This window comes from Aliterella sp. E5.1 (assembly GCF_057473825.1).
In genome coordinates this window covers 1-2,512 of record NZ_JBYCCV010000243.1, presented here as the reverse complement: position 1 = coordinate 2,512, position 2,512 = coordinate 1, and the positions used below count along the sequence as shown (strand labels likewise).

General features: G+C 40.0%; 4 protein-coding genes and 2 pseudogenes. 1 reads left to right on the top strand and 5 read right to left on the bottom strand.

Annotated features, from left to right (window positions below; translation table 11 throughout):
• Nucleotides 1–270: 270 nt before the first annotated feature.
• Nucleotides 271–818: pseudogene (locus AC2VE5_RS25780) on the top strand (Uma2 family endonuclease).
• Nucleotides 819–908: 90 nt separating this feature from the next.
• Here the strand turns inward: AC2VE5_RS25780 and AC2VE5_RS25775 are convergent.
• From AC2VE5_RS25775 to AC2VE5_RS25755, 5 genes and pseudogenes are all read right to left on the bottom strand, one after another.
• Nucleotides 909–1,106 (bottom strand): ankyrin repeat domain-containing protein, encoded by a 198-nt coding sequence (locus AC2VE5_RS25775; RefSeq protein WP_486890424.1) that lies wholly within the window; start codon nt 1,104–1,106, stop codon nt 909–911.
• A gap of 165 nt (nt 1,107–1,271) precedes the next feature.
• Nucleotides 1,272–1,619 (bottom strand): annotated as a pseudogene (locus tag AC2VE5_RS25770) (DUF2314 domain-containing protein); the annotation flags it as partial.
• 208 nt (nt 1,620–1,827) lie between these two features.
• Nucleotides 1,828–2,049, bottom strand: a complete 222-nt coding sequence (locus AC2VE5_RS25765) for a hypothetical protein (RefSeq protein ID WP_486890422.1) — start codon at nt 2,047–2,049, stop codon at nt 1,828–1,830.
• A complete protein-coding gene (locus AC2VE5_RS25760; RefSeq protein WP_486890421.1) occupies nt 2,033–2,302 on the bottom strand; it encodes a BrnT family toxin in 270 nt (89 codons plus the stop codon). The genes AC2VE5_RS25765 and AC2VE5_RS25760 overlap by 17 nt, the downstream gene beginning before the upstream one ends.
• Before the next feature lie 50 nt (nt 2,303–2,352).
• A complete protein-coding gene (locus AC2VE5_RS25755; RefSeq protein ID WP_486890423.1) occupies nt 2,353–2,463 on the bottom strand; it encodes a Nif11 family protein in 111 nt (36 codons plus the stop codon).
• Nucleotides 2,464–2,512 lie beyond the last annotated feature (49 nt).

The following is a 2,512-nucleotide window of genomic DNA, read 5'->3' as shown; positions in this document are numbered from 1 at the left end:
TTTTATATTAATCTTCCCGCTGCAAACTAATTCTACACTTTTCTCTATCACACAGGTCTTCGGAACTTTTTTTTGTAAAAGTATGCTGTTTTAAATAGTTGGTGTAAGTATAAGTGCTTATTCCATAATTTAGAGTAACAGACACCGCGCTCTGGAGCAAAAAATCACCAATATTTGGCTTAAAACAGTCAAGAATTATTGAAACAAGGAAAAAAAGGCGCTCGCACAAGCCATACTAGAGACATCTAAGCGTTCTAAAGCTAGATTGCTATGAGTGTTACCATCTACAAATGGACAATTGAACGCTACCATCAGGCGATCAGTGCGGGGCTATTTGACGACCAACCCGTCGAACTATTGCGTGGAGATATTATAGCTATGCCCCCAGAGGGTGAAGTCCACGCCTACTACAAAGTGCGAAGTTGGGGATTATTGGCGGACATTACTAGGCTCAAGGGTTAAAATCCGCGAAGCGCACCCCATTCTCTCCCCAATAATTCCGAACCCATCCCAGGGCGATCGTCAAACCACTAGGAACAGTCTATTTAGAACATCATCCCTATCCCGAAGATATTTTCTGGCTAATTGAGTTTTCCCTTGCTACTCTTAGCAAAGACCTAAATGAGAAAAAAGCAACCTATAGTGAAGCAGGTATCGCTGAATATTGGGTAGTAAATCTTACTGGTCGGGAAGTTTCAGTTTTTCGAGACTTGGCAAACGGGCGTTACATTACAGAAGAAACCTTGACAACTGGGGTTGTGTCGCCTCAAGCCTTTCCTGACGTACAAATTCAGGTAAAGCGATTGATGAATCAATAGGAATCTGAAACTTAAGTTAATTGCTTAGTTGATTAAGGTGCGATCGCATTCAGCATTAATGGCTGCTCTGGCAATCGACTCGTTGGGCAATTATGTTATGGCATCATTTAAAACAGCTAATATCTTTGCCCAATTAAACATTTCGGCTAAATCTTGTGCGGTTTGACCATTAGCATTTTTAATTTTCTTATCTGCGCCATACTTTAGCAGTAATTTTACCTGAGTAAGATTTCCTGCTAAGGATTCAAATTGAAGCATAGTCATACCAAAAGTGGAAGGGTCATTAATTCGCTGCCTATTCCCTTGATTCCATCTTCGGACTTATTTGCCATATTCTCACTCATTTGGTGTTCAGGCACTTCAATCGATGGGGTGAGTAAAAACTCAGCAAATGAAAGCATTGGCTCAATATGTACATTTTTGGGATCTCCAAAATCCCTCCCCCAAGCATTATCATGTTCTTTGTAATTCTTTTTTTGTCATTCGGCTTCTAAGAACATTTACTGTAAAAGCGCCATACACCTTTCCACTCATTGAATACATCCAATCCGATATTTCTCCATAGTGAAATTGCACAATGTCGCCCTGCTTTAAATTTTCTATTTCATTTGGCTGATTGAGCAAATGTCCAGTAAGTAGTTGACCATCAAATGAAATGTCTCCAACCCACATAGATTCAACCGATGGAGTGCTTTTATTACTCTTATTCGTGAGAAAACCTCGTTTCACTGCATTCATATCATGCCCAGGAACAATTCTTCGCATTTCCCACGACAATTCACGCCAAAAAATCTTGAATGATTTTCTGGCATTTTATTGATGCCTCATCCATTTCAGAGTCTACGGACTGAGATAGGAATACTTTTTCTGCCGTGGTATATCTTGTAAAAGTGGATGTCCAACGATATTACACGCATTGTTTAAATAGGATAAATCCGATCGCATTTATCTTGTAATTGTTGGGCAAGCCCAGTAAAAATGCGAAGTCTTGTAACATCTCTAGCGTAGATTAGGCTTTCTGCCTTTGAGCAATTTGTATGAGCAGTCTAAGGGCTTCATTAACCGAGTCACTTGTTGGAAATGCTTGGGCAACGTCAGGATCGAGCAATACTATGTTCGTCCCTGTTTTGTCGCGCTCGATATATTTGCCTCTAATACCACCAGTCATGTTGCTAAAGTCATACTCAGGAAGTAATTCGTCTTCTAGTTCCTGATTATTCTCCATCTTCATAAAATCTCCGCTCATTTCGGGTTGCCTCTCTTGCGCTGATAATCCGAACCCGATCTGCTCGATCTGTGTGAGAGACTACTAGGATACGACTAGCACTAGACAAACCAATTATAACGTAACGCTCTTCACCATGGGAAGGATCGGGAAAAGTTACAGATAAAGGATCGTTAAAGATAGTAGATGCCTCGTTAAATGAAACACCATGCTTTTTCAAGTTTAAATTTGCTTTGTCTGGATTCCATTCAAACTGCACCTAAATCAGTATTTGTCGGTGCGGATTAAGTTTAGCAGGTAGCCTAGTCATCACCTGTAGGTATAGCTTGCTCCTGAAAATGCCGCTGTCTCTAGAGTTTCTCTTAAAGTTCTATTTTGGGCTGCATCAGCGAGAAATTGAATGGCGTTTTTCTTACTCATTTTGTTACTCCTTATTGAATTGTCTTGTTTACTAACAAACAATATTGTT